Here is a 25,925-nt window from a genome sequence, read left to right as displayed (position 1 = left end):
TGAAAGGCTTAAAAAAGGTAAGGGAATATGGCAGAAAAATCGAACTTCGACGTATTGTATACCATTGTAGACGAAGCGCCCGAGCTGGCGAGCGCCTCGTTCCTGCCCATTATCCGCAAGTTTGCGTCAGCAGCCGGTGTCAGCGTCGGAACCAAAGACATTTCGCTGGCCGGGCGTATTATCGCGACATTCCCCGAAAAGCTGACAGACGAACAGCGTATTACTGATGATCTGGCTGCTTTAGGTGAGCTGGTGAAAACACCGGACGCAAATGTCATTAAACTGCCCAACATCTCGGCGTCGGTGCCCCAGCTGGTGGCTGCCATCGAAGAGCTGCAATCACAGGGTTATGACATTCCGAACTACCCCGAAGAGCCTTCGACGGACGACGAAAAGGCGATCCGTGCGCGTTATGACGCCATCAAGGGTTCGGCCGTGAACCCGGTCCTGCGCGAAGGCAATAGCGATCGCCGCGCAGCGCGCGCTGTGAAGAACTATGCCCAGAAGAACCCTCATTCGATGGGAGAGTGGAGCGCGGACAGCAAGACCAAAGTGTCTTCGATGCCGATCAATGATTTTTACGCCAATGAGAAATCGGCAACGATCACTGCGGCGCAAGCCGGCGATGCCAAGATTGAGTTTGTGGGCAAAGATGGCAGCGTTACGGTTCTGAAAGACGCTTGGCCACTGGCCGAAGGAACTGTGGCCGACGCAACATTCATGTCGGTCAAGGCGCTGTCGTCGTTCCTGACCGAAGCCATTGAGGACACCAAGAAAGACGGCACCATGTTCTCGCTGCACATGAAGGCGACGATGATGAAGGTCAGTGACCCGATTATCTTCGGCTATGCAGTCAAGGCGTGGCTTGCCCCCGTGTTCGAAAAATTCGGTGCAGAGCTGGACGCACTGGGTGTAAACCCGAACTCGGGTTTGGGGGACCTGCTTGAGCGGGTTCAGGGCAACGCAGACATCGTCGCCGCAATCAATGCGATCAAAGGGGATCGTCCGTCGATGTATATGGTGGACTCGGACCGTGGCATCACCAACCTGCATGTCCCGTCTGATGTTATCATTGACGCCTCGATGCCCGCAGTGATCCGTGCTGGTGGCAAGGGTTGGGACGAAACCGGCGCCAAGGGCGATACCAACTGTGTGATCCCTGACCGTTGCTATGCACCGGTGTATGATGAGGCCATCAAATTCTTCAAAGCCAATGGTGCACTGAACCCAGCCACCGCAGGAGCCGTCGCCAACGTTGGATTGATGGCGCAGAAGGCCGAGGAGTACGGCTCGCACCCGACGACGTTTGAAGCGCTCGCAGATGGTGCAATCCGTATCGTTCTGGCCAATGGCGAAACGCTGCATTCCCATGACGTCGAAAAGGGCGACATCTGGCGCGCCTGCACCGTCAAGAAGGCCCCGATCGAGAACTGGATCCAGCTGGCGATGGACCGTCAGCGCCTGACCGGGTCCGAGGCGATCTTTTGGCTGGATGTCAACCGCGCACATGACGCCGAGCTGATCAAGTATGTCAAACCAGCGCTTGAAGCTGCAGGCGTGGCCGACAAGTTCTTGACTATGGCCCCGCGTGAAGCAACCCGCCAGTCGCTGGAAACTATCACGGCGGGCAAGGACAGCATCGCCATCACCGGTAACGTATTGCGGGATTATCTGACCGACTTGTTCCCGATCCTCGAACTGGGGACGTCGGCCAAGATGCTATCAATCGTCAAACTGATGAATGGCGGCGGTCTGTTCGAAACCGGTGCAGGTGGTTCGGCGCCGAAACATGTTCAGCAACTGGTTGAAGAAAACCACTTGCGCTGGGACTCCATGGGTGAATTCTGTGCGCTCGGAGAATCCCTGAACTTCCTTGCTGACAGCAAGGGCAACGCCAAAGCGGGCGTCCTGGGTGCCGCTGCCGAGGCTGCCACGCAGGGAATTTTGGATAACAACAAGTCACCCAGCCGCAAAGTCGGCCAGCCGGATAACCGCGATAGCCACTACTGGTTCGCTCGTTACTGGGCCGAAGCTTTGGCGGGGCAATCCGATGATGCTGGGCTTGCCGCCGAGTTTGCACCGCTCGCGAAAGAGTTGGCGGACAAAGAAGAACAGATTTTGTCCGAGTTGGCGGCAGCGCAGGGCGCACCCGCCGATCTGGGTGGATACTACCACACTGATCCGGCCAAAGCGGCTGCGGTGATGCGTCCAAGTGCGACCCTGAATGCGATCATCGGATAAGCCAAGGGTTGCATAAACGCCTAAAAAGAAACCGGTCCGAAGAGGGCCGGTTTTTTCATGCCCTGAAAAAGAAAAAGGCCAGCCCCCATAGCCAGCCTCTTTCTGAGTGAGTGGCGGGGCTTACGCCTCACCGGTGCAGTTGAGTTCATCCTACGCTTATCGTTCACGCTGAATATTCGGGGATTCCCGTAGACGGCCGCCTTTTATGAGCGATTAAGGATAAAAATAGTCATTATGTATGTGCAAATAAGACCAAATGCTGACTGCGCCACGTCTGAGGCCTAGTCAGTTGGCTTTGCCGTTATCATTGAAGATTCTGACCCACCGACAAAAAAAGGGCCAGTCCGAAGACCGGCCCCTAAGAAAGGTCATAACGACCGAGGGATTAGTTTGATGCTGCGTTCAGCTTTTCATTTTGTTCGCGCAGCGTGTCGGAAATAATCGCGTACCATTCGCCGGATTCGCGCATCTCGATCAAACCCTTGTTCATCATCGCGATGTACTCGCGCGCGAATGGATTGGTGCGGTGTGCAAGGAAGCTCATCGAAGACAGTGTCGAGACATACGGGTTCTCAACAATATCCGCCGAGGTCAAACCCATGTCTTTCATTGTCGAGGCAAACAGATCAACTTCGAATGCAGCCACGTCTGCCGTACCGGTCAATACGGCATCGAGACATTCGCGAGCCGAATTGGGTTGGACCACGGTTGTGTTCTCGCGGTTCAGCCCTTGTTCTTCCAGCACCACCATGCTCCAGCCTGCCATGCGGCAAACGGTCGAGCCCTCAAGGTCGGAGAAATCTGTCGCCTTTGCGTATTCGCTTTCAGGCAAAGTGAAGAAACCTCCGACAATGTCATATACCGGAACAGAAGCGACAAATTGGGTACACCGGGCTTCGGTCTCTGCAGACCACTCATAGGAGCGGTTGGTACAATCCGGTACAGTCCACGCGATCGAAATATCAAACGCACCCAGTGGCAACAGTGTGTCCAGATGCGAACTCCAGTCATCTACAAAGCTGACCGAGAAATCACGGCTGTTACCAGCACGCTGAAGGCTTGTCGTCGCCAGACGGGTCATGATGCCACCGCCGCTCAGATCTTCAGTAGTGAACGGTTCCCAACCGTTGCCAGCGACCATCTTGATCGGAGGCGCGTAGACATTCGAGCGCTTGACGCTTGCAGCACGTTGTTCTTCTGCCGCGATCAGTTCTTGCGCGCTCTGACCGTTGGGCAGGCTGCCATCCTCACAGGGCAGCGCCAGTACCAGACCGGGGGTTAGCGAACCGGGATTGGTGATTGCATTGCGGTTAGCGTTAAAGATCGGCTGATAGTTTGAGGTGCCGTAGGCGGCAATGGCGATGGTCGCCAATGTGTCGCCATCCTGAACCGTATAGTTGGAGCAGGCCTCTTGAGCGGCGGCTGCACCTGCGCTCAGGGCGGTGAAGGCTGATGCCGACAGTACTGCTTTCTTCAATTTCTTGTTAAACATGTCCACTTCCTCCAGACTTTGTTTCGTTGGGCCAATCAAGGCCTTAGCCATTTTCCATTTGATAGCGCAGTGCGGTAGATACGATGTCGCGCCACTCGCCTGATTGCTGCATGATCGCCAGACCCTGGTTGAGCGTCTCAAGGATCGCTTCCCCATCCGGATTATCTTTGTGGGTCATGACGTTAAGCGACTTGATTGCCGCTAGGTTGGGGTTTTCGATGATCTGATGTTCGTAGCCCAGACGCCCGATTGCTTCGACCGCCAGATGCGCTTCGATCGCGACAATATCGGCTGTGCCATCCATGACTGCGCGAAAACAATCATCGGGTGAAACGGGGCGCATCAAAGTGATTGCAGGCTCGTAAAGACCAACTGCATCCATATGCGACAATGACCAACCTTCCGGCCTACAAATCGTTGTGCCCGCGAAATCTGCATAAGTCAGAGTCTCTTCGTAACCCGAACCGCTTTTTGCGAAGAACGTATCAACGACCTCGTAGAATGGGTTTGAGAAATTATAGGTTTCGCACCGTGAACGATCATTTTCCGACAACGTAGCGGCTTGTTCACAGTTCGGCCGCGACCAAGGGAATGTGGCGTCAAAGGCGAGTGTCGGCATCAATAGGTCCAGATGCGACGACCAGTCATTAACGAACTGAATCTTGTAGGACTGCTCGGGCGCGGCCCTCAGCATCGCGGTTTCAACCAGGTTGGTATAAAGCCCACGATTTGGCAGCGCTTCATCCGTAAACGGGGCGTAGTTACCACCCGTGATCAACAAAATCTGACGGTCACGAATTTCAGGGCTTTCGCCACCATCCGCGTTGCGGATCAATGCGGCACCTTCCGCACGGGCTGCTTCGATCTCTTTCTTGGCCGCAGCCTTGGCCGCGATTACGGCTTCTTCGCTGGTCTTTTTAGCTTCGGCCTCTGCAGCGGCCACGCGGGCTTCGGCCTCGGCAATGGCTTTTTCAGCCCGTTCCTCGGCAGCTTTGACCAGTTCCGAGGCCATTTCGGCAGCCATGCGGCCAGCTTCGGTATCCGGCAGTTGCGCCGCGCGCCCGATATCTTCAAGACAAGGGAAAGTCAGGACATCACCGACGCGAATGATATTGGGGTTCGACCCGATCGTATCCCGGTTCGCATCATAGATGATCCGGTAATCTTCCGTCGCGTAGACGGCAATTGCCAGTTCCCGCAAGCTGTCACCGGGCTGGATTTCATAAGTCGAACACGCCTCTTGCGCCGATGCTGCACCTGTTGCAGCAGCAAGAGCGAGGGTGGATATGATAAGATGGTTTCGCATTTTGTCCTGTTTCACTGCCTGTCTAAGTCTGTGCCGGTTTGACCACGGCGATTGAAATGTTGTCCTGATCCGGGTCTGCCTTTGCATGCAGTGCTTGAAGCAGCGCATCAGCAATATCGCGAGCCGGGGAATGAATATGCGTGCGCACCAGCGTTTCGATCTCGGAATTGCCGAGATATTGCAGACCATCACTGCCAAGGATCAGTACATCTGCCGCAATCAGCGCTAATGGTTGTTCCGGACAATCCACTTTTGGAATCGCAGCCCCCATGATCACCGAAGTCAGTTGGTTACGATCCGGATGGCCCTGCGCCTCTTCCGCGCTCAGTAATCCTTGTGCGAGCTGTTCGTCGATCACCGGGGCCATCGAGTGATCTTCGTTGACCTGTGACAGGGCATCATTGCGGAACAGGTAAAGTGGACTGTCACCGATCGAGATCCAGAATACTCGTTGATCCAGCATCAACATGCCCAGAAGGGTGGAGCCCAGATTGACCTCGTTTTCCTCACTATGGCTCGCCATAGCGGCGTTGGCCTGCATTGCCGCCAACGGCAGAGCGTCGAGCAGTGCGCTCTCAGCAAGGTCGGGCCCATCCAACTGGGCATCCATCGCATCGCGCCAGGCTGAAATGACCAACTGCGAAGCGACTTCACCCGCTTCATGACCACCCATACCGTCGGCAATCACAACATAACCCGCGTCTGCCGCGTCAGAGACCCGCGCAGCAATCGCGTCTTCCTGCGAGTCGCGCTGACCCTGGTCCAGGATCAGGGCAATATCATATGCAGGGGTCGCCAGCATTAATCGGCATCCCGCCAGTCAAAGCCGTCATCACAGAAAGCGGTGAAGCGGATCGAGGTTTCGCTGATCCGGATCAGATCGCCGCTGGACAAGGCTATGGTGCTGAGCACAGGCTTGCCATTCAGGCGCACCAAGTTGGCCTTGCCGCCATGGCCCAGATAGCATTTCCGGTCCTCTGGGTCATATGCGATGACGGCGTGATTGCTGCGAGAGATCCCGGTGTCGCCGAAATCCAGCTGAATAGCCTGATCGTCATTCCGACCGATCTGCATCAATCCCTCGGTCAAGGTAATCGCGGCACCCCGGCCCGGTCCGGCGGTCACAACCAGCCAGCCAACCGGGAATGTCTGTTCGGCCGCTTCTGTCTTTTCAACAGGCTCAGCTGTTTCCATCAGCTCCTGAACATGCGTGTCTGCACGCTCGAAACCCAAAAACGTCGTCTTCACACGAGAACGCCGATCTTCAGCCGGTGCAGGTGCAGGTGCAGGTGCAGGTGCGACCATGGCGGGTTCCGGGGTTACATCAACAGACTCCGGTTCCGGTGTGGGTTCTTCGACGATTTCCACCTCGCCCGCAACTTCGGATACGACTTCAGGTTCGATGGCGTCTGGTTCTTCTACGGTGACTTCGGGTTCATCGTCCTGAACCTCGTCTTCCGCAGTCAGATGAAGCGTGACAATCTGTTCATCTTCTTCGACCTCTTGAACCTCGGCCACTTCTTCTTCGGTCGCCTGATCTTCGATCTGGTCTTCCGAAAACTCGGGCATCGGTTCTTCGGGGATCAGTTCGTCTGCTTCCTCGTAGCTGTCCGAGCTAACGTTTCCACCCGCAAGGGCCGCGCGCAGGGCGTTGAAATCCGCAATCGGAGCAGGGCTTTCTGTTTCGACCGCTTCCGCAACGGTTTCGGTTTCGGTTTCCACCGCATCTTCTTCTTTCGGTTTTCCGGCACCTTCTAGAAGCCGGCTCAGAGGGCTTTTGTATTTGAACATGGTGTCGTCACCTTCTTTGATTTCTGATGCGAGGTTTTACCCGCGGGACTGCTACAAACCGCTTCGCCGTAGGCGCAGGGCACTGATGAAGAGGAAACAGAGAAACATTTACGTCGCGACGGGTTGGTCCCCGACGGGGTGACGCGATGGGCGGCACCCCCAGCACACTGACCTGGCGATAGTCACATCAACTGGGCGATCACTCCTGCGTTAGTTGCATGACCGCAGTACTTTCAGCTCCGTTGCGCAGTATGCTCAGGCGCGCCTCGGGTTGGTTGTCGGAAACAAGTTGAGCAAGGATGCCGTCCAGACTCTCGGGCTCATTGATCGAGACACCAGTCTGTGTTTCGCGCAGCAGCACATCCCCCCGCTGCAAACTGCCAGCAACTTCTTCCGGAACAGATGCGACGACGGTTTGCCAACCTGCCTCGCCCGCATGAGCCACATCAAACGAATAACCGTTCAGAAGGCCAAAACTGCGGAAGGCGGGCAGGGCCAGCAATCCATTCTGCGCGCGTGTTTCGCCCAGACTGCGATAGCGCGCTGCTACACGGATATACCCGTCTGGATCGACCGAGAAGTTATCTAGAACATACGATGCAAGCGTTGTGTCCGGACGAATAGGTTCACCATTCAGAGTAAAAATCGTAGCGCCCCGTTCGACCCAATCCCCGATCACCGACCTATCTTGCCCGGCGTTCAATGCGTTGATGGCAATGACACTCCCGGTCGAGCTGCGACGCTTGGACATCGTGAATGGAATCTCAATATCCCAGTGCCCAAATGCGACCTGGTTTTCGGCTAGATTTACCGGCGTCGCAGGTGCGATGGGTGTGATATCTTCAACCGCAGGTTCCGCCACTTCAGGTTCCACTACTTCAGGTTCCACCAAGGCGATTTCTTCGGGTTGCTGCTCTGACACAATGGCGGCTTCCGGCACCTCATTAGCCTGCTCGACAGGTTGTTCCTGCGCCGCTTCTGGTTCTGATGCCAAAGCGACTTCGGCCTGTTGCGGCTCTGTTGTGGCTTCGGCGGTCTGCTCGACGGGTTCCGGAGCTGCTTCTGCGGGCACCGGAGTAGTCGGAGCCTCTGCAGTCACCGGAGTTGCCTCGGGCGATTGCTGATCGCCCGTCATTACGAAGTATCCACCTCCGGCCAGTGCCGCCAATACAATCGCGATACCCGCGATCATCTTGCCACTGCCGCCCGAGCCGCTTTTTACAACGGTGTCGACTGCAGCAACGGCCTCGTCCTGAGGTGCAAATTTAGCAAGAGTGTCTTCCGTTTTTTCCTCGTTCCCGAGGGCCAGATCAGAATTCCCGGCCAGCAGGGCGGTCACGACGGCCTCTGCATTCTCGCTTTCGGCTTTGATCCGTTCTTTTTCGGCCTCTTCGTCTTTGCGATCCATGCCAACAATGACCGAAACCGGGCGATACGCGAAACTGTCGAACATCACACCGGGACCACGGAACATACGCAGCCAGTCCAATGCGGTTTGCACACGGTCAGTGGCGTGCACTTCCATTGCTTTGTCGATCGCCTCAAGGAACCCGTCAGGATAACCTTTGAATCGCCCTGTCAGCGGTTCATAAGGATCGTCTTGGCCGTTGTTGAACGCATTCAAACGTGTCTGGCCATCAATCGGTCGCTCGCCGCAGATCGCATGATACAGCGTTGCAGCCAGTACATAGAGGTCACTGCTGGGGCCCTGATCCGCGCCACGCACATAAAATTCGTGCGGCGAATACCCGTCCTTAATCACGCGCAGCGTCAATAGCGCCGCTGACTTGTGTGCCGCCTGCTCGCGTGCTGCGCCAAAGTCGATCAGGATGGGTTCGCCATTCTCATCGATCAGGATATTGTCGGGTGAAATATCGCGATGTAGCATGCCGCTTTGGTGAATGAACGACACCGCAGACAGCATTTTTTCGGTGACCTGAACGATAAAGTCCGGTCCGCTCTTGTTTTCGGGTTTTTCGACATAATCCAGAAGATCGCATCCGCGGATCAGGTCCATCGCGATATAAGCGGTGTCGTTGTCCTCAAACACCTGATGCACGTCGACGATGTTGGGATGAACCAGCCGCGCATGGTTGCGTGCTTCCTGAATGAACAGGTCGATAATGGCGCGCAGGTCTTCTTTGTGGTCGGGGTTGGCAGGTTCGACCAGATCACCATTCCGCTGGCAGAGCGCCCCCGGATAGCATTCTTTGATGACCACATCGCGATCCAGACTATCGCGCGCGAGATAGGTGATCCCAAACCCGCCGTTGCTTAGGAACCGGAGGATTTCATACTGTCCGCGCAGCAGCTTTGCGCCTGGCTGCAATCCTTCGATCTGAGGTTCGTCGTGCGTTGCGCCGACCGCCTGGTTGTGGCTCATTTCTTCCCGCCCATTCTACTCGTTTATTGCGGCATAGATAACCAGGGCTTCAGCCCGCGAACTCACAACCAAACACAACCGCAGGACACTTAAGACGGTTAGACGTTTCAAATTTGACTTTATTGGGGCCGCCTGATGGCTTCACTATGGATCACAAAAATCGAAATCGCCTATATAGTGAGACCAGACTCTCATCCCACAATATGTTGTGTTTGCCTGATGGAAGAAATGGATTCTATACCGCCGAAATAGACGCTTGGTCCACGAATTCGAAACAATATCGCGCTGATTCCGAACGCTTCGAATCGCTGCGATGCGGCTCAATTCAAGCGGGAAAAACTTATGTGCCGGTTTTTGGGGGCGCCGACGCAACAGAGCTGCCCGCCCAAGCCAGATTGTCGCTGAGTTGTGCGAGAATGCTTATTGCATCCTTCAGCGGTGCGTCCCCGGTTTCAAACTGCAGCAACAGCAACAGGTCAGTGGCCTTTTCAAACTCGGCCGGAATCCAGCCTGCTTTGGGATCGATTTCGGTACCAGATTCTAACCTTTCGGCAAAATCCTCGACGATTTCCTGACAGCTTTGCAGGAAGGCCGCCGGTTCAATATCCGAGCTTTCACGCAGATCGTTGTAAATGCTGGCGATGGCCGCAAGCCAGTCTTCAAGGATCGGATTGTCCAGGGGGGGCAGGGCGGCCTCTAGGCTTGCCTGCACTGTATTGCCTTCGGCCTCAGCGCCATCTGTCGAAGCCGCACCAGTAAGGTTCTCCAGATAAGGCATAAACTCTTCAGCCAGATCTTTTTGGGCGGCCTCAAGATCATGGCGACGGTGATCAGAGGCTATGTGCAAAACCTGTTCTGCCAAGTTCTGTCCGCCACAGGTTTCCCACAAAGCAAAGTCGGGTTCAGGCTCTTGTTCCATGGCCCGTACCGCTACCGGGGTGCCGATGGTCACAACCGCGCGAAACAAATCGCCCTTCTCCTTGTTCAGGCGTGCGACTACCCGATCCAGAGCATCCCGCACCGGAGGCAAATCGGCATGTGTTACAGCCAACAAGCTGTTATCGCGCAGCTTTTGAGGGACCTGCGACCACAAATGGCGTTCGGTTTCACGCCAGGCGTTGGTGCCATTGGTGCACCAAATCGCACAATCCACATAGTCGAGCAAATTTAGAGTCTGTTTGTAGGTATCATCCAGTGCACCGGCACCGGGCAGATCAAACAGCGAAATCTCCTGCAAGGCAGGGGTGTTCAACCCGACCGAGATGAAATCGGGTTCGTCCGCCGCTGCCTTTTCCAGCGCTATACCGGAATAGACTTTGGGTTCCTTGTCCCACCAACCAACGGTTGTCTCAGGAGTATCGGCATAGGCCACGATCACCAGGGGCAATTTCAGATGCTGCGGCCCGGTGGGCAGAATGTCTGCCCCCGCCAGCATGTTGGCAAGGCTGGACTTTCCGGCTCCAAACTCCCCGGCAAAACCAATGGAAACCGCGTTCGAAAGCCGCTCGGCATGGGCCAGCGCGCGGGCGCGCATATCATCCAGCTCTGCCGATGAGGGTGCATTTTCGGTGGCGGTCAGGAAACGCTCTAGCTGGCGCACTTCCTTCTCGGTTCCGGGGAATTCAATCATTCTGCGGCCTCTGCCTGTCGAGTGTCCACGGGTGCAGTTCCGTGCACCGCCCCTAGTTCATCGCTGATGCGCCGCGCTTGGTCAACCGCACGTTGCGCTTCGGCGCGCGCGTTCGACCCATCGGGGCCTGCGCGATGTTCCAGATGCCCCGCCAGCAGCGCCATATAATGGTCAAGAACGGTTTTCATCCGTTCGATCAGGTCGCTTCTGGCGGTATCTACAAGATCGTCTCGGATCATCTCAAACTCTTGAACGATCATCCGTTCGGCGCGGTTCAACACACTGCGACGCGATATCAGTCGCGACAGCCATGTCACACGCAACTCAACCGTAATGCCACGCGTCAGCGCGCTTGTATTCGGACGGAACCAACGCACCGCGCTGGTATTCATGCGATTGTCCACGGGCTCCTGCCATCCGGGCAAGGCGCGCAAAGCAGCATTGGTCTGCATATCGATTGCGTAAAGCTCACTAAGCATACGCTGCCGCACCACCTGGGTCGCGCCCTGGACAAGCTCGCGCATCCGCTCACGCAGAGGCGTAAAGTTCAGCTCGGTATCTCCGTCTTTGGCCAGCAAAGGCGATTGCCCATCAGGTCCGCGCACAACGATCGAGACAGCCTCGGCGACGGTGTCATCCATAACACCCCGCAAATTGGCCAATACATCGTCCATATCATTGGTGATGGCCTTGGATTTATCTTCAACTAGCGCACGCAACTCAGAAAGCGTTTTGTTGTTTTCTTCGACATCCGCTGTGTCAGGACCATCCTTTTCCTCAATCGCACGAAGCCGCGCCGTGCTGCGCTCAAGCTCACCTTGGGCAAAACTGTTGAGGTGCTGCCACGCAATATTAAGCTGTTCTTGGCGCGGTCCTTCGGTCAGGGCTTTGGTCACATGACGGCGCAGATCGGGCAGGCCCGACGCGATCATCGCGGCAAATCGCAATACACCTTCGCGGCTGATGGGGCCGGGACCTTGTTTGATCTCTTCGACGCCGTCAAGATATTGCTTCATCTGTTCGGGATGCGCCCTCAGCCACGCCAATATCTGATCATGGTCGATTCCGGTTTCATCCCCGGTCAGCGCATAATGGGCCCATTGGGCGCTGCCCATCAGAACGTCAATCTCCGAGTTGCCAAGCGCCTGTTCGAGCCCATCCAATACGTCAGTGCGCACCTTGCCGGCATCTTCGGCGCCACCGCCCAACTCGTCCACGCGGTTGATGAAGACCACGATCTGACCAAGCTCTAGCGCTTGCATCAGGCGGAATAGCTTCAGATCGGCCCGCGACAACGCCTGATGCGCAGACAGCACGACGACGAAAAAGTCGGATTCCTTGAGATACTGGCGCGAGATCTCTTCACGGATCAGCAGCGGGTCATTGACACCGGGTGTGTCTGTGACTGTCACCGGATACGGAAAATGGCCAATGTCAAAATAGACCTCGGCCTTACGGGTGATGTCGCTGTAAAGGCCCCGATCTGAACCGGGGTCATACTGGTCTTCATCTGTCGGGTCATCCCCGGCACAGACATAGCGCGCCAGGTCATCCGAGGTCAATTCATCCAGATCGTGATGCTCGCCAAGAAGGTGTTTGTAGCTTTCCCCCAAGCGTAGCTTGGCGCGGGTTTTCATTGCCTCGACCTGCTCTTCGATCATCTCGCGCTTGTAGCTGTCCTCTTCATCAGGGAACATGTTGCGCAACTCTTCACCTTCGGCGATCAGGGCCTGCCATTGGCGATTGTCGAAGAAATGAAACTCGGCGCCCGACGTCCGACCGGACGGATGACCGAAATGCATGTCGGTGATCACTGTCGTCCATGGGTTCACGTCCGAGGGTAGATATTCTGCATGCCCGGTGAAACCGTTGATCAAGCGCGATTTTCCGGCCTTGATTTGACCTACGAATGCTATCGAAGGCTTGAGGTTCGACAAGTCGTCAACGATGCGCGAGATGAAGTGACGCGTTTCGTCATTGCTCGTCCCGTTCATGTCTTCTGCGATGCGAATAAGCTCGCGGCGGTTTAACTCACTCATAAGATTTACCCTGGTAACTCGTATTTTTTTTAACTTTGCAAAGTGGACACTATTTGGCAGGAACGCGGTTATTCAACGGCGCTATTCAATGTTTTCCATAGGTTGACGACAGCGCCCAGCTTGCGGGCGTCATGAACGGCGGCGGCGGTTTCCTGACCGTCGCACAAGATGGCGAGACCCGCGCCTTGTCCACCTGTCGGGCGAATGACGATCAGCTGTGGATCAGTTAAAGCATCGGAACCATCGGCCTGCCATCCCGCCAGATCCCGGGTGAATCGGGCCAATATATCCGTGTCCGGATGTGCGTCTTGGCCCTGCGCACACAACCCGTCAAATTGCATCTCGTCTTCAGTCGACCCAATCAGTATTCGACCTAATGCGAACCGATCCGCGCCCTCAAAGAATTTACCGGCAATACTGGTGGCGCCTTGTGACGCAGTTTCTGGCTGGGCTTCCGGTTCTAAGGTCTGGTCGGAAACGATGGCCATGCGCGGCTCTTCGATTAGTTCAATCCGCGCGCAGGCCGCTTCGACCTCCGAAAAGGTAACCCCTACGTCATCAGCCTCAAGCGCCGTATCCGGGCGCAGAGAAACCAACTCAAGCGGGCCGGGTGCCGTTGCAATTTCCGACACCACTTGCGCCAGTCGTTCGATCAGTTTTTCGCGTGCTTCGGTTTCAAAATCCGGGACAGGGCCCGAAGCACAGCGGAATACGTCGGTGACCCGAGAGCTGTTGACTTCGATAGCCAAAGTTGCCCCGTCAGCCGCCGTAAATTCCAAACGCCGAGGCAAGATCGTGCCCCGGATGGCCCCCAGCACCTCATTCCGGCGTAACAGTGCGCTGCTACCCGATAGGTAGATTGCAGGCGATAAGCGCGCGACCGAAGTCCGCCCGATCCCTTCGAGCATATCCAGTATTTCACTATCCATCATGCGTGACCCCCTCTGGTCCCGTCTACACCGCGGCCGCCACCGGCCCGAGGCTGAGATGTGATTTCGTAAGCGCCAGCCCGACATTCGCGCTGTCGCGGCAGATATAGCATACCACGTGATCAGGATATTCTGTTGTCCTGAGAAAGATGTGCAGCCGGTCGTTTGAGAACACCGCGATTTCCCCAAATCCGGGGTGTTCAGTATCGTCGATTTTTGCCGCACGCAGAAGTTCTTCGAATCCCTTCATACCGCGTCCCTGAAACAGATTAGCTACTGCAAGTGCGAGATTTTCGAGCGCATCAGCGCTGTCTTGGTCCGACGCGTCGACGCCCAATAACATGCCGGTCTCCATGTCGACATACCCGGCTGCGATGCAGTCGGGTATGGTTTCGATGGCCGAAGCCAGAGCAGATTCAATCGACATTCAGATGCCCACCTTCGGGTTTAATCTAAATCGCATGCCACTCCGCCCCGCCGTTTTTGCGAGCCTCAGAAACGGCGCGCGGTATGTCTTGATTCCGCTTAGCGTCATGTTCCAACGCAATCTGGTCAAACTCGGACAAGAATGCTGCAAAGGCGCTTTTCAGGCCATTTGCATCGTCAGGCAGGTTCTCACGCGCCACGATTTCACCCCACATTGCTGCAGCACTGAGTGGCGTTTCTATGAGGCGATCGCCCAAATCATCTGCCTTGTCATCGGCTGCATCTTCAATCTCTTCGGCAGCAGCTTCACCCACCATTGATACGACGCGGTTTGGAGCCAGCGCATTCGATTCGGGCTCCGGTTCATATTCGTCTGCCGAGTTTTCCGACTGTTCCGCCAACAGGGCCGTAATCGACGAAACCGATACTTCGATATCTGATGATTCTTCGGCGTCTTCCGACGGCTCTTGTTCGGTGTCCGCAGCTTCGACTGCTTCCGCTTCGTCCTCTTCTTCGCCCAAGACGATCAGTTCGGCATCTTCCTGCTCTTCCTCATCATCGTCATCCATGAAATCAAACTCATCCACGTCGGTGATGGGGTTTGCCAAGAGGTTCAAATCCAGCGGATCTTCCGTCTTGTCAGAGAACAAGGCACGTAAGTCTTCATCAGCAGGCTCCGCTTCGGTCGCCATTTCCGCGCGCATCCGCTCGGCTTCTTCTGCATCAATCCGCGCCTGTCCGGACTCCTCGGTGCGACGCTCCACGCGGGCAGGGCGTACTGGGAAACTTGTAACCACATCATTCTCGGCAGAGTCATCTTCCATCGGCGTGACAAGTTTCAGCGGTGCATCGCCAGAGGTTTTCTCGGGCCGCGATGGCTGAACTTTGGGTGCGTCTGACAGGGATTTGTCAATTTGATAGCGCGACAGCATATCCGCACGGCTGTCCATGATCTGCTCAGTGATCTCAAGGAAACTGTCGACCATCTTGCCGCCGCCGCTGCGTGACCAAAGCTCGGCGTCGCCGGTTTTGTCACGGGCCATGATGGCATCACGGGCCGAGAACAGGATCGTGCGATTGAACAAATGACCCGCTTCCCGATTTACACGGCGTAAGACCTTTTGACGGTCTTTCTGATTCAAGGCATCTGCGCGCGTCACCAATAGCAGCGACTTGTGCTGCAGACGTTCTGGCAGCGAAACCCAAGTGGCACGTTCAGTCTCGCGCCAAGCTTGGGTCGAGTGCGTGCACCACAACACACCATTGGCCTGGCCAACTGCGCGTTGCCAGACGTCCGTCGAAATCTTCGGGTCCGAAATGCCGGGTGTGTCGATCAGGTCGACCGCCTCAAGAATGTCGGCTTCAAGGAAGATGCGAATGAACTGCGCGTCGTTGACACCAACCTGTTCAAGCTGATCCAATTCGATATTCTGCGTACTACCATCATGGCGTTTGATATAGGCGGGTCGATTGCCCCAACTGAACCAGATCGGCGGCAGTTGCGTGGCTGTGACCTGCGTCGGCAGTGCCTGTTTGCGCAGCAGGAAATTCATCAACGTCGATTTGCCTGCACTGAATTCCCCCATGAGCGCAAACACAGGTTTGCGGCGGGACCACTGCTCGATGCGGTTCCAAGCCTTGGGAGAGACGAAGCGGGTTTGTGATTCTTTTACCATAACTCTTCTTATGCTGCTTCGTTACTAAGGTCTTTCAGGATATCGCCCAGAATATCGTCACGTGATTTCTGCGGCTTCTGCTCGGCCATCTGGGCCGCAGCCCTTTCAGGCGATTGCGAGATACTGAGCAGCGTGTCCTTCTGTTCGGCAATAAAGTCGGTCAACGTGGCCCGCACGTTCTCTAGTACGGCGGCGATCTGGTTTTCCTCGATGTCTTTGGTGATCGAGTTCGCCTCGGACGCGATCAGTCGCGTATAATCTGCGGCATAGGCTTCGAACCCTTTGCGGCGTTGCCACCAACGTCGCCACCATGTGCTCTGCAGGTCCAGTGCGATTGTGCGGCCAATCCCCAATGGCGGGGGTACACGCGGCACGATCGGAGCTTCAATGTTGAATTCACCCAAGTGGTTGCCCAGCAGCTTCTGATACAGTGCCTCCACGTCCGCTGCAGCAGCCGAATACAGAGCACCGGCATCCTTACGCATGGATCGGGCAAAGCTGAAATATGCCGCCTTCTGCAAGGTGCGCAGACCTGCCGGATCATATTGCCATGTACCCTGCTCACCATTCTGTTCCAGATGTGAGATCAGAGAATCCGTCGCACGTTTGACAAAATTTGCTTCTGCGGACGCAAGTCGCTCTAATACCTTGTCGCGAAGCTTGGTTGTCAGTTCCGAGGCTTTCTTTTCGTATTCAGCCGAAACCTTTGCGATCGCTTCTTCGGGCGACGCACCATCCAGGTCCCGAACGATACCGTCAGAGTTTGACAGCGTCTTGGCCACTGCAGTAGCCCGGATCTGGCTGGCAATGTTGCGCGCCCGATGGCGAACGCGATCCAAAAGGCGCGTTCCTGCACCCTCAGCGATACGCTCATTCATGGCGAGCAGCAGATCAGGCAATCCTGATAGCGCCCAGATCTTATCCAGCGATGCAGCCTGATCGCCAAATCCAGCCGCCAGATAGAAGGTGTTCAACGCCTCGCGCGATTCCTCAGTTAGAATGTCCGGGTTTCCGGTTAGCGCAGCCTCGGCCCACAGAGCGCTGCCAAAAACAACACTGGTGTTGGCGTCTATGTTGTTCTGTTTCAGTGTGTCCTGAATACGATCACGTATCTCAGGCACCTGATTGACCGGGTCAGACAGTTCATCGATGCGATTCACGAACAGGATGATCTGGCGGTTCTCGAACTGCGCGATGATCCGCATCAGCGCCATGTCCATCGTGGTCAGCGCCTGGCTGGCAGCCAAAACAACAACACACACCTCTGATCCACGCAGGCTGCGTAGGGTGATTTGTTCGCGCACCATAAAGGTATCATTCACACCTGGGGTATCACAGAGCTTGAGCGAGATCGGATATTGCGGGATATCCATGAACAGCTCGGCCGATTTGGTCACATCGGCGAAACGACCCGTCTTGGGGTCGATATCCGGGTCATCCTCATCCCCGAGGCACACATACCGCTGTATCAGTTCATCATCGAAGTAATCATACTGGTGGCTCTGACCAAGAATCAGGTCAAAGTGCTTCCCAAGCCGCTCTTCTGATTTGGCCTTCATCTCGCCGATTTGACGGCGAATATCGTCCATCTCATCATCGGCACCGGCTCGATTGGCCAACTCGCCCAGACGACCGCCGCCAACCATCAGATTATCCCATTCTTCCTGCTCGAAGAATGTGAATTTGGAACGGGTGTCGCCTTCTGTGCGGGTGTTGATGTTCAGCGTTGTAACCACCGAGGTCCACGGGTTCACATCCGAAGGCAAAAGATTTGGCCGCCCGGCCAAAATGTTCACGATCGAGGATTTGCCGGCCTTCACCTGCCCCACCATCGTGACACTGGCGGTAAAATTCTCCATTTTGGTCTTGAGCGCAGCCAGCCGTGCGGAAGACCGTGCATCCGCCACCTCTGTCAGTTGGTCGATCTGTGTCGTCAACGAGGTCATTGCCTCTGTCATCTCAGACAGGGACTCGTTTCCGACAGACAGAAGGTGGTCGTTACGCGCCATGGTCAGCCTCCGGTACCAGTTGCAGCGATGTGGTTCCCTGCCCCGTCAGGCAGGCTTGCAAGCGTGTCGATTCGTGCGATCAGGTCCAGCGCGTTGCCGAGGATTGCGGCCTCGGTTCGCGGTGAAATCGATTCATATGCGAAAGAATCAGCCAGAACTTCGATTGAACTGAAGCCTTCACCATTTTCCAAACAAGCCACACGGCGTCCGGTCGGAAAATCATCTGTTTTGTTGGCAGGCAGCGGCATGCGGGCATTAGCCAGCAAGTAGCGATTGCCCGAATGCGTACGGAGAGCGACGCCGAATCCTGTGCCAGGGTGCTGACGGTTCAGGGTTTTCAGTTCGCCAATAAAGCTTTCACGCGCAAGGCTGACAGCGTCTTGCTCGGAAGCAACGGATTTGATCTGGTTGGTCACGACAGAGACCCTTGTTCTGGAGTTGAGCAGAAACTCGCACGGTGCCAGAAGGCAAAAAGACTCATTAACTCCTGCGCCCAATCAATTACGATTACCGCGGTGTTATTTTGACGCGAATAGGATATTTTGGCGTTTGAAATGTGGCACAATTATGATGGCGTCTCATAGAAATACCTCAACCTATGAGAGTGTAAGCCACGACGTTGACGAGTTGCCCAAGATTTTATGGCTTTGATTGCTTGTTAAAAAGTCCGAGATTCCGTGGCGTCAAGGATTTACATGCTGCTTCTTACGTTTTTGAAATATATAAAAATAATTTCTATTTCTGTGATCGAAGGAACCTCTGATTGAAATTCGATACGAAACCACTCACCTCAAGTTACACTTTTTTGAAATGTGCCCCACACAAAGCAATCTTTCAGCGACTCAACGTATGCGAGTTTAAGATAAAGAGAAATATTGCGATAAATGTTCTCTAAATGGAAACAAAAAGAAGGACCAGAAAACGGGCCTTCACACAGGTGAAATTACGACCAAAACCAGCACCCGAGCACTGTTCGTGCTGGAAAGACTGGCCAAACCGCATTCTCACTGTCCAAGGCACGTTCTTTAACATTTGGCACATGCGAGTTCTGGTTAAACTTACTTGGGCAAAAGATTGTTTCCAGCGAGACGATAATAAACTGCCCTCTCGCTTGATTTTACCTCTCGCACTCATTCAAAAGCTTTGCTATTCAGCGCGTCGTCGCGGTGCTTCGGCATCGGGTTGCGGGTGTGGCGAAATTGGTAGACGCACCAGATTTAGGTTCTGGCGCCGCAAGGCGTGGGGGTTCAAGTCCCTCCACCCGCACCAACACGACTTCTTACCATCAATGTGATTGATCGCCGGCGAACTTACGCAGTTCATACGCCGTAGCGGGCCATAAACATGTCGACGGCCTGCAATGCAACCTCGTCTATCTCGTTCTGGTCAAATCGATTCTGGATACCGAACGCCGCGCGGCCCCATAGTCGGACTTTGCACAGTTCAGAAAACTGCTCGGCCGCGATGTTGACGTCTTCAACCGCCAACTCACCTTTACCAACCGCCTTGGTCAGATATTCGGCCATCTGGCGTTGGCCGTTCTTCGGTCCTGCTTCATAAAACGCTTTACCAAGCTCGGGGAATCGGTCGCGCTCGGCCACACATATGCGAAAGACTTGCTGCGCGAAGTCCGAGACGAGAAAAGCCGTAAGCTGAGTGGCTGCTATCGTCAGCACCTCGCGGGCTGGCTTGGTCTCATCGATCATCGAAAGGATGCGTTCAGACATCAGGCGACATTCGGTCTGGGCAACCTCGGTGAACAACAGTCGCTTGTCGGGGAAATAGCTGTATAGCGTTGCCTTCGAAACACCCGCCGCACGCGCGATGTCATCGACGCTTGCGCCTTCAAACCCATCCGCCATGAAAACCTCTCGGGCCCCACGTAACACCTGGTCGAATTTACGGCCTGTACGCAGGATGGTGGCGGCTTGGGTCATGGTGTCTCCGGATTGCGATATCCTGCAACACTATAAACCGTTCGGTTCAGTTTCAACGCTTTTCACTCCGATAGCGGTTTTGGCACAACGTTACGGCTTCAATCGTACCGCCGACCGTGCGTCAACCTTGCGAGCCTGACCAGCCATGTTAACACGTTGCCATGGTCGAGATATTTCTGCGCACTCTCCCCTTTTTCGCAATCATCGGCCTGGGGTTCTGGGCCGGACGCAGCCGGTTTTTCCCTCCCGAGGCGACAGCATATCTAACCAAGTTCGTGTTTTTCTTTGCTTTGTCGGCTATGCTATTCCGGTTTGCCGCCACCCTGCCCTTTGCCGAAATTTTCAACGGTCGGCTGGTTATCGGGTATCTGATCGGCACTGCTGGCGTCTATGCGCTGGCGACGGCTATCGCTTATCTCCGAGGGCTGGACATCCCCACCGCCGCGGTCGAGGCGCAATGTGCTGCTATTGGCAATGTTGGGTTTCTGGGCCTGCCCATGCTTGCGCTTTTATTCTCCGAAGCTGCCATAGGTCCAGTGATGTTGGTGCTGACGGTTGATCTGGTTGTGTTTTCCTCATTGATCGTGATCCTGATCAACGGTGGCCGCGATGGTCGACTCAGCCTGGGGACGATGCGCCTGATCGGGATTGGCCTGCTGAGAAACCCCATGATCTTGTCAATCTCCGCCGGATTGATCTGGTCTGCGTTAGAGGTGCCTGTACCAGCCCCGCTTAATGATTTTCTGACAATTCTGGGCGGTGCGGCTACGCCGGGGGCGTTGTTTGCCATCGGGGCGTCACTGGCAGACAAATCGGCCGAGCGCATCCAGATCGCGGGCTGGTTGAGTTTCTGCAAACTGGTGCTGCATCCGTTTTTCGTGGCACTTATGGTGATTTGGCTGATCCCGGTTGCCTCATTCCCTGCGATGGTCGCAATTGCGGCGGCGTCATTACCAGTTGCAGGCAATGTTTACATGCTTGCCGCGCACTACGGTGTGGCCCCGCAACGGGCATCTGCTGCCATCCTGTTATCTACCATCGCCAGCATTCTGACCGTCCCGCTGGCGATAGGATGGGTCAGCGGATTCTGATCTTCACCTTTTCGAAAAATGAGCTTTCCAGAGGTGGCTGCACTTTACGCCGACGCTGCAGAGCGGTAGCCATGACCCGGACACAACGTAAGGATCAGCTTGATGGAAACCCTTTCGGAAAATGCCTGTTTTGGTGGTGTGCAGGGCGTTTATCGTCATGCCTCTTCGGCCTGCAAATGTGACATGACATTTGGCCTGTTTCTTCCAGCCGAAGCCAAGGACGGCCCCGTTCCTGTTCTGTGGTATCTGTCGGGCCTGACTTGCACCCATGAAAATGCCATGACGAAGTCGGGTGCACAGGGCTGGGCGGCCGAACAGGGCATTGCGCTTGTGTTCCCCGACACTTCACCACGCGGCGAAGGCGTGGCAGATCACGAAGACTATGACCTTGGCCAAGGCGCAGGATTCTATGTCAATGCCACGCAAGGCCCTTGGACGCCTCACTTCAACATGTGGGATTATGTTGCCGAAGAGTTGCCGGCCCTTCTGGCCGAGAACTTTGCGATTGATCCTGATCGTCAGGCCATCACAGGACATTCGATGGGTGGGCATGGCGCATTGACGCTGGCGATGAACCTGCCCGGGCGTTACCGCTCTGTTTCGGCCTTCTCGCCGATCTCGAATCCCATGGGGGCGGATTGGGGCCGCAAGCAACTCAGCGCGTATCTGGGCGATGATGAGACCGCATGGGCCAAGCATGACGCGTCGGCGATGATGAAAAGCACAGGCTTTGACGGACCGGTCCTGATCGACACCGGTGCAAACGATCAGTTTATGGATCTGTTGCGCCCGGAGGCACTGGCGCAGGCAATTGCCGAGCGTCGCCAGCAGGCCACTTACCGACTGCAGCCCGGCTATGACCATTCCTACTATTTCGTGTCCACCTTTATGGAGGATCACATCACCTTCCACGCCGAAGCGCTGTATGGGGACTGAGGCATGAGCAAATATGACTATGACCTGATCATCATCGGCTCGGGCCCTTCAGGCCGGGCAGCGGCGATTCAGGCAGGCAAATTGCAACGCCGGGTGCTGGTGATTGACCGCAAAGACCGTTTTGGTGGCGTTTCGGTACATACCGGCACGATCCCATCGAAAACCTTGCGAGAGACGGTGCTGAACCTGTCAGGCTGGCGCGAGCGCAGTTTTTACGGGCGTTCTTACCGGGTCAAGGATCAGATCAGCGCAGAGGATCTGAAAGCACGGCTGCACATGACACTCGATCACGAGGTCGATGTGCTGGAGCATCAGTTCAACCGCAACCATGTTGAAACGCTGAACGGGTTGGCGACGTTCACGGGGCCACACGAGATCGAGGTGGCTACGGATGCAGGCGAATCCACGCGTCTGACAGCAGCCAAATTCCTGATCGCCACCGGCACCAAGACCTACCGGCCAGATTACGTGCCTTTCAACGGCAAGACTGTTGTCGATGGGGATGACTTCCTTGAGATGGAGGAAATCCCGCGTTCGCTCTGCGTGATCGGTGCGGGTGTGATCGGCGTTGAATATGCAACCATGTTCTCGGCGCTTGATGTCCGGGTGACATTGATCGAACCGCGCGAGACGTTTCTGGATTTCATCGACAAGACACTGATCCACGATTTCACGCATCAGATCCGTGAAAATGGCGTCGATCTGCGGTTGGGGGCAGCCGTCGAGAAAATTGAAGACGCCGGTAGCCATGTTGAGATCACGCTGGACAATGGGCGACACGTCCGGGCCGAGATGCTTCTGTTTGCAGCCGGGCGGATGGGGGCGACCTCGGCGCTGAACTTGGACGCGGTTGGCATTGAAACGGATCATCGCAATCGTATCAGTGTGGACCGCAAGACCTATCAGACCTCGGTGCCGCATATCTATGCCACCGGAGACGTCATCGGGCATCCGTCGTTGGCCTCAACTTCGTTGCAACAGGGACGGGTCGCGGCCTGTCATGCGCTGGAGACTCCAACCCTGCCGGAAAGCCCCTGGTATCCGTATGGGATCTACTCGGTCCCCGAAATCTCAACCTGCGGGATGTCCGAGGAAGAACTGCAGGAGCGTGGTATTCCCTACGAAGTGGGTGTGGCCCGGTTCCGCGAAACCTCGCGCGGGCACATCATGGGGTTGGAGCATGGCATGCTGAAGATGCTGTTCTCGCTCAAGACCCGCCGGGTCTTAGGGGTTCAGATTGTCGGCGAAGGCGCAACCGAGCTGATCCATATCGCGCAGGCGGTGCTGAACCTGAAAGGCACGGTGGATTACTTCGTGCAGAACACGTTCAACTATCCGACCCTTGCCGAAGCTTACAAAATCGCGGGGCTGGATGCCTTTAACCGGATGCCCATTCCGGACGAATTCAAGGTGCGCAAATCGACGCCAAAGGCAAAGTCAGCGCCAAAGGTCAAAGAGGCGTGACGACGCTTTACATCGACGGGGATGCCTGCCCGGTCAAGGCCGAGGCTGAACGGGTGGCAACCCGGCACAAGGTGCCGATGGTTCTGGTCTCAAACGGAGGGCTACGCCCCTCTGCCAACCCGTTGGTGCAGGTAGTGATCGTCGCCTCGGGAGCAGATGAGGCGGATAAGTGGATTGCCGAACGCTGCGGCACCGGCGATATTGTCGTTACCTCTGATATACCGCTGGCCGCCAAGTGTATTGAAGCCGAAGCACGTGTGCTTCGGCCCAGTGGCGAGGCTTTCACCGCGGCCAATATCGGTCAGCAATTGGCAATGCGCGATCTGATGGCGGACCTTCGCGCGGCAAACCCGCTGGGGACAGGTGGCGGAGGAAAACCATTTGGCAAAGCCGACCGGTCGCGTTTTCTAGATGCGCTTGAGCGCGAGATACGCGCTGCCCTTCGCAGGTAGTGCTCCCGCCGGTCAGAGACGCATCAAAGATGCATATCCTTCCGTTGGGTTGGGCAGCGCGTGCGGCGCTGCGGTTGGCGCTTGCATCTCTGACCTGCGCTTGGTTCAGTCGTTGTGATTGAACTGGTATGGGATTAAGTCATGGCCATTGAAGCCGTCATCTTTGACATCGGAAATGTGCTGATCGAGTGGCAGCCCGAGCGCTATTATGATCGGGTAATCGGCGAGGATCGTCGTCGCGCCATGTTTGACGAGGTCGATCTGCATGGGATGAATGATCTGGTAGATCAGGGCCATCATTTCACGGATACAATTTACAATTGGGCGGACAAGTACCCGGAATGGCACGATGAAATCCGAATGTGGCATGACAACTGGATCGAACTGGCCGCGCCCGAGATCCCACATTCAGCGCGACTGCTGCGCGCGTTGCGGACCAAGAAGATCCCGGTTTTTGCCCTGACGAATTTTGGGGTTCAGAATTTTGACTATGCCACTACTGTTTATCCGTTTCTGAATGAGTTTGATCGTCAATACGTCTCGGGTCGGATGAAGACGGTCAAACCTCATATGCCAATTTACGAAATGGTTGAGGCCGATTGCGGCATCCCTCCCTCGGCGCTTTTGTTTGCAGATGACAGGATCGAGAATATCGAAACAGCAAGGGCGCGCGGATGGCAAACGCATCACTTCATCGATCCGCAGGGTTGGGCGGATCGATTGGTTTCTGAGGGGCTGCTGACCGCTGAAGAGGCCGCATAGCTCAGGCTGTCACGCCGGTTGGTGAGCGATTTTCGCGGATGGGCAGGTGAATGATGGCGCTGAACGCTCCGATAGCGACGCCGATCCACCAAACCATGGTGTAATCACCGAATTGGTCGTACATGCGCCCGCCTAACCAGATGCCCAGAAAACTGCCGATCTGATGGCTCAGGAATACGATCCCGTAGAGCGTGCCCATGTACCGCAGGCCATAGAGATGTGCGACAAGGCCAGATGTTAGCGGTACGGTCGCCAACCAGAGCGACCCCATCACAAGCGAGAATGCGATCACGGACAAGGGCGTGATTGGGAACACGATGAAGGCACCTGCGGCAAGCGTTCGGCCGGTGTAAACCGCCGCGAGCAGGTACTTCTTCGGAAAGTGATTTCCAGCCCATCCGGCCAAAAGGGTTCCGCCGATATTGGCCAACCCAATCAACGAAATCGCAATCGCCCCCAAGGCTGAAGTTGTGGTGATCCCCATCGAATGTAAGAGGCCTCCGGGTTGGATCGGGCCGCACATCTCGGTGACGAAGGCAGGGAAATGGGCTGTGACAAAGCCCAGTTGATAGCCGCAACTGAAAAAGCCGATCGCAATCAGCGAATAAGACGGGTCGCGGAATGCCTTGGATAGGATCTGCCCCATACTCTCCTCTAGCTCCGTCCTGCTGATGGGCTGAGGCGCGCGCATGAATGGCAATGTCAGGATCAATGCAAGGATAGCCACCGCAAAGATCAGAAACACTTGCTGCCAGGGTAAGAAAGTCAGCAACCACTCCGCTGTGGGTGCGCCAATGACTTGCCCGAAACTGCCCGCTGCGGTGACAATCGCCAATGACATCGAGCGGTTCGCATCCGATGAGGCACGACCTACGACCGCAAGGACCACGCCAAACCCCGTCCCAGCGATCCCGAAACCCACGAGCCAGGCATACATCTGATGTTCAAACGGGGTAACGGACCATGCCGTCAGGACCATTCCCGCCGTATAGGTCAGAGCGCCCAGAATGATGGCGCGCCGATCCCCAATCTTTTCCGCAATGGCGCCAAAGATCGGCTGGCCGATCCCCCAAGCCAGGTTTTGTATGGCGATCGCCATCGAAAAATCGCTGCGTAGCCAGCCGAACTCATCCGCAATCGGTATCTGGAACACACCAAAAGAGGCGCGTACGGCAAAACTGACTGTAATTACGATGCAGCCGACGATCAGGATCGGGTTCAGCAAACGGGTGGATTGCGACATTAGGGCTCCGAAGATTGGTTCCAGCAGACGTTAGCGGTACAACTCGGCGCGTCAATTCAGGAGTTTTGTGACGCCAGTTCAGCAAAATTGATGTGTCTGGAAAAAAGGTTTCTTTTCA

The 25,925-nt window shown here is 55.7% G+C and carries 20 protein-coding genes and 1 tRNA gene; 7 read left to right on the top strand and 14 right to left on the bottom strand.

Translation table 11 applies throughout. The features are described 5' to 3' along the window. The first annotated feature begins 27 nt into the window (after positions 1–27). A complete protein-coding gene (locus ACR0CZ_RS02370) occupies positions 28–2,241 on the top strand; it encodes an NADP-dependent isocitrate dehydrogenase (RefSeq protein WP_170393907.1) in 2,214 nt (737 codons plus the stop codon). Positions 2,242–2,626: 385 nt separating this feature from the next. Here ACR0CZ_RS02370 and ACR0CZ_RS02365 read toward each other — a convergent pair whose 3' ends face one another. The 12 genes from ACR0CZ_RS02365 to ACR0CZ_RS02310 form a co-directional block, all read right to left on the bottom strand. Then, the gene (locus ACR0CZ_RS02365; protein ID WP_170393909.1) at positions 2,627–3,733 is read right to left on the bottom strand and encodes a transporter substrate-binding domain-containing protein; all 1,107 of its coding nucleotides are present in this window, start codon (positions 3,731–3,733) and stop codon (positions 2,627–2,629) included. A 43-nt stretch (positions 3,734–3,776) separates the two neighbouring features. After that, positions 3,777–5,039, bottom strand: coding sequence for a transporter substrate-binding domain-containing protein (locus ACR0CZ_RS02360; RefSeq protein ID WP_170465587.1), 1,263 nt, complete (start codon positions 5,037–5,039; stop codon positions 3,777–3,779). 22 nt (positions 5,040–5,061) lie between these two features. Further along, the gene (locus ACR0CZ_RS02355; RefSeq protein WP_170393913.1) at positions 5,062–5,841 is read right to left on the bottom strand and encodes a PP2C family protein-serine/threonine phosphatase; all 780 of its coding nucleotides are present in this window, start codon (positions 5,839–5,841) and stop codon (positions 5,062–5,064) included. Continuing rightward, positions 5,841–6,830 (bottom strand): FHA domain-containing protein, encoded by a 990-nt coding sequence (locus tag ACR0CZ_RS02350; RefSeq protein WP_480537102.1) that lies wholly within the window; start codon positions 6,828–6,830, stop codon positions 5,841–5,843. The genes ACR0CZ_RS02355 and ACR0CZ_RS02350 overlap by 1 nt, the downstream gene beginning before the upstream one ends. 199 nt (positions 6,831–7,029) lie before the next feature. Then, positions 7,030–9,213, bottom strand: a complete 2,184-nt coding sequence (locus tag ACR0CZ_RS02345; RefSeq protein ID WP_170393917.1) for a serine/threonine protein kinase — start codon at positions 9,211–9,213, stop codon at positions 7,030–7,032. A gap of 340 nt (positions 9,214–9,553) precedes the next feature. Beyond that, positions 9,554–10,843 (bottom strand): dynamin family protein, encoded by a 1,290-nt coding sequence (locus ACR0CZ_RS02340; RefSeq protein WP_170393919.1) that lies wholly within the window; start codon positions 10,841–10,843, stop codon positions 9,554–9,556. Next, on the bottom strand, positions 10,840–12,882 hold the full coding sequence (locus ACR0CZ_RS02335; RefSeq protein ID WP_480537103.1) for a dynamin family protein: 2,043 nt from the start codon (positions 12,880–12,882) through the stop codon (positions 10,840–10,842). Before ACR0CZ_RS02335 ends, ACR0CZ_RS02340 begins: the two co-directional genes overlap by 4 nt. A gap of 68 nt (positions 12,883–12,950) precedes the next feature. Continuing rightward, positions 12,951–13,814, bottom strand: a complete 864-nt coding sequence (locus ACR0CZ_RS02330) for a hypothetical protein (RefSeq protein WP_170393923.1) — start codon at positions 13,812–13,814, stop codon at positions 12,951–12,953. 22 nt (positions 13,815–13,836) lie between these two features. Then, positions 13,837–14,238: a hypothetical protein gene (locus ACR0CZ_RS02325; protein WP_170393925.1), complete on the bottom strand. Its 402-nt coding sequence runs from the start codon at positions 14,236–14,238 to the stop codon at positions 13,837–13,839. A 25-nt stretch (positions 14,239–14,263) separates the two neighbouring features. Continuing rightward, a complete protein-coding gene (locus ACR0CZ_RS02320; protein ID WP_170393927.1) occupies positions 14,264–15,913 on the bottom strand; it encodes a dynamin family protein in 1,650 nt (549 codons plus the stop codon). Positions 15,914–15,921: 8 nt separating this feature from the next. Further along, positions 15,922–17,922: a dynamin family protein gene (locus tag ACR0CZ_RS02315; protein ID WP_170393929.1), complete on the bottom strand. Its 2,001-nt coding sequence runs from the start codon at positions 17,920–17,922 to the stop codon at positions 15,922–15,924. 2 nt (positions 17,923–17,924) lie between these two features. Next, positions 17,925–18,338 carry a hypothetical protein gene (locus ACR0CZ_RS02310; protein WP_170393931.1) on the bottom strand — a complete coding sequence of 138 codons (414 nt, stop codon included), beginning with the start codon at positions 18,336–18,338 and terminating at the stop codon, positions 17,925–17,927. A 768-nt stretch (positions 18,339–19,106) separates the two neighbouring features. On the opposite strand from ACR0CZ_RS02310, the gene ACR0CZ_RS02305 reads away from it, so the two are divergent. Continuing rightward, a tRNA-Leu gene (locus ACR0CZ_RS02305) sits at positions 19,107–19,191 on the top strand. A gap of 50 nt (positions 19,192–19,241) precedes the next feature. Here ACR0CZ_RS02305 and ACR0CZ_RS02300 read toward each other — a convergent pair. Then, positions 19,242–19,859: a TetR/AcrR family transcriptional regulator gene (locus ACR0CZ_RS02300; protein WP_170393933.1), complete on the bottom strand. Its 618-nt coding sequence runs from the start codon at positions 19,857–19,859 to the stop codon at positions 19,242–19,244. A gap of 161 nt (positions 19,860–20,020) precedes the next feature. Here ACR0CZ_RS02300 and ACR0CZ_RS02295 point away from each other — a divergent pair, with 161 nt between their 5' ends. The 5 genes from ACR0CZ_RS02295 to ACR0CZ_RS02275 all read left to right on the top strand — a co-directional run bounded on the left by ACR0CZ_RS02295 (position 20,021) and on the right by ACR0CZ_RS02275 (position 24,564). Continuing rightward, positions 20,021–20,950: an AEC family transporter gene (locus ACR0CZ_RS02295; RefSeq protein WP_170393935.1), complete on the top strand. Its 930-nt coding sequence runs from the start codon at positions 20,021–20,023 to the stop codon at positions 20,948–20,950. A 102-nt stretch (positions 20,951–21,052) separates the two neighbouring features. Then, on the top strand, positions 21,053–21,886 hold the full coding sequence (gene fghA / locus ACR0CZ_RS02290; protein ID WP_170393937.1) for an S-formylglutathione hydrolase: 834 nt from the start codon (positions 21,053–21,055) through the stop codon (positions 21,884–21,886). Positions 21,887–21,889: 3 nt separating this feature from the next. Next, the gene (gene sthA / locus ACR0CZ_RS02285) at positions 21,890–23,350 is read left to right on the top strand and encodes a Si-specific NAD(P)(+) transhydrogenase (protein WP_170393939.1); all 1,461 of its coding nucleotides are present in this window, start codon (positions 21,890–21,892) and stop codon (positions 23,348–23,350) included. Next, positions 23,347–23,802 (top strand): YaiI/YqxD family protein, encoded by a 456-nt coding sequence (locus ACR0CZ_RS02280; protein WP_170393941.1) that lies wholly within the window; start codon positions 23,347–23,349, stop codon positions 23,800–23,802. The genes sthA and ACR0CZ_RS02280 overlap by 4 nt, the downstream gene beginning before the upstream one ends. A 141-nt stretch (positions 23,803–23,943) precedes the next feature. After that, entirely contained in the window at positions 23,944–24,564 is a 621-nt protein-coding gene (locus tag ACR0CZ_RS02275) for an HAD family hydrolase (RefSeq protein ID WP_170393944.1), read from the top strand. Position 24,565: 1 nt separating this feature from the next. Here ACR0CZ_RS02275 and ACR0CZ_RS02270 read toward each other — a convergent pair whose 3' ends face one another. Further along, positions 24,566–25,807: an MFS transporter gene (locus ACR0CZ_RS02270; protein WP_170393946.1), complete on the bottom strand. Its 1,242-nt coding sequence runs from the start codon at positions 25,805–25,807 to the stop codon at positions 24,566–24,568. Positions 25,808–25,925 lie beyond the last annotated feature (118 nt).

It is taken from the genome of Ruegeria sp. H9, assembly GCF_056532915.1.
This window is presented reverse-complemented; position numbering and strand designations above follow the sequence as displayed.